This window comes from uncultured Brevundimonas sp. (assembly GCF_937870815.1).
Classification (GTDB): domain Bacteria; phylum Pseudomonadota; class Alphaproteobacteria; order Caulobacterales; family Caulobacteraceae; genus Brevundimonas.
Window position 1 is genome coordinate 1 of record NZ_CALMZS010000081.1, and the last position, 1,738, is coordinate 1,738.

Annotated in this window: 2 protein-coding genes; one reads left to right on the forward strand and one right to left on the reverse strand. The window is 67.5% G+C overall.

The window, feature by feature from the left end; translation table 11 throughout:
- The first annotated feature begins 186 nt into the window (after positions 1–186).
- On the forward strand, positions 187–873 hold the full coding sequence (gene radC, locus Q0588_RS04890; RefSeq protein ID WP_298744258.1) for a DNA repair protein RadC: 687 nt from the start codon (positions 187–189) through the stop codon (positions 871–873).
- A gap of 165 nt (positions 874–1,038) precedes the next feature.
- On the opposite strand, the gene Q0588_RS04895 is transcribed toward radC, so the two are convergent.
- A partial coding sequence (locus tag Q0588_RS04895; RefSeq protein WP_298744260.1) for a TonB-dependent receptor occupies positions 1,039–1,738 on the reverse strand: 700 nt, incomplete at its 5' end.

Consider the following 1,738-nt stretch of genomic DNA (forward strand, 5'->3'; position numbering starts at 1 on the left):
CGAGCGGGCAGCCGGCCCTCGCACGGATCGGCCCGGGCGACGGCCGGCGCCAGCAGGAGTCCGGCGGTGATCAGAAGCCATTTCATCGGCCCAGGTTGGCGCAGCCCGGGGCAGGGAACAAGCCTTGGCGGGGAGGGAAAGGAAGGCCGCGCGGCGGCGCTCCGTGGTGGAGCGGAGGACACCGCCATGAAACCGACCTCGACCCGGCCGACGGCCGCTGAACCGCCCAAACGTCCCCCGCCGGGGCCGACCCTCGTCCATGCGGCGCTGGCCGATCAGACCCTGCTGGCCATGATCCTCGGGAGGCCGGATCCGGAGGCCGATCCCGAAGGGCTCGCCGCCGCCTTGCTCGACCGGTTCGGGTCGCTGGGCGCCGTCGCCGGCGCGGCCCCCGGCGAACTGGAGCGGGACTTCAGCGTCGGTGCGGGCGTCGGCGCCCAGCTCGCGCTGGTGCGAGAGTTCGCCCTCCGCCTGGCGCGCGACGAGGCCTGCCGGCGCCCCGTGATCACCTCCTGGACGGCGCTGGTCGCCTATGTCCGGACGGCGCTCGCTCATGAGCCGCGCGAACAGTTTCGGACCCTGTTTCTCGATCGGCGCAACGTCCTGCTCCGGGACGAACTGACGGCGGACGGAACGGTGGATCACGCCCCCGTCTATCCCCGCGAAGTGATTCGCCGGGCCCTGGAGCTGTCGGCGTCCGCCATGATCCTGGTCCACAATCATCCTTCGGGCGACCCGACGCCATCGCAGGCCGATATCCAGATGACGCGACAGATCGTCGAGGCGGCGCGGGTGTTCAATCTCCAGGTCCACGACCACCTGGTCGTGGGTCGGGAGGGCACGGCCAGCTTCAAGGCCCTCGGTCTGATCTGAGGGCTTGATCAGGAGGCATTCTCACCGCGCCCCGCTCGTCGATGGCTTGCCCAGGGTCGTGCCGATGACGGCTCCGGCATGGAGGGCCGCCCAGCAGCCATCAAGCGCCGGAAAACACTTTCTGAGGGCCCGGATCGCCGTGGAGACTCTGTGAATTCGTGCCGGCTAGAACCGCGTGCTCAGGGTCAGCCGGGCGTTCAACGGAGCTCCGGTCGAGATGTTGGCGTTGTTGTGCGCGTCCGGGAAATAGGTCGTGTCGAACAGATTCTCGATATTCAGCTGCAACTGGACGGTGTCGTTGACCTCGTAGAACACGGCGGCGTCGACGCGGGTGAAGGCCGGCAACCGCGTCGTGGACGACGAGGTCCGGATCGCCGCGAACTGGCTGGCCTGATGTATGACTCCCAGACCGATACCCAGCCGGCGGCTGACGTCATAGCGGTTCCACAGACTGAACTGCTGCTTCGGGGTCTGTGCCAGACGGACCGAGTCATTGCCCTGCAGGCGGGCGTCCTGCCAGGAATAGCCGCCGCTGACCTGCCAACCTGGCCGCAGTCGCCCGGTGACAGCCAGTTCCACGCCCTCTGTCCGTGTCTCGCCGACATTGATGGTGACTGTCGGGTTAAGAGGATCGGGCGTGGTCGCATTGGTGCGGTCCAGCCGGAACACGGCGGCCGTGACGTTGAGGTCGGGACGGATGTCCCATTTGGCGCCGACCTCGTGGTTGGTGAATTCTTCGGGCTCGAGGTTCTGCTGTGTCGCCGACAGGGTCAGGAACTGATCGCCTGATCGCGGCAGGAAGGACTGGCTGTAACTGCCGTAGATCGAGAGGTTCGATCGGGGCTTGTAGATCAGGCCCAGGCGC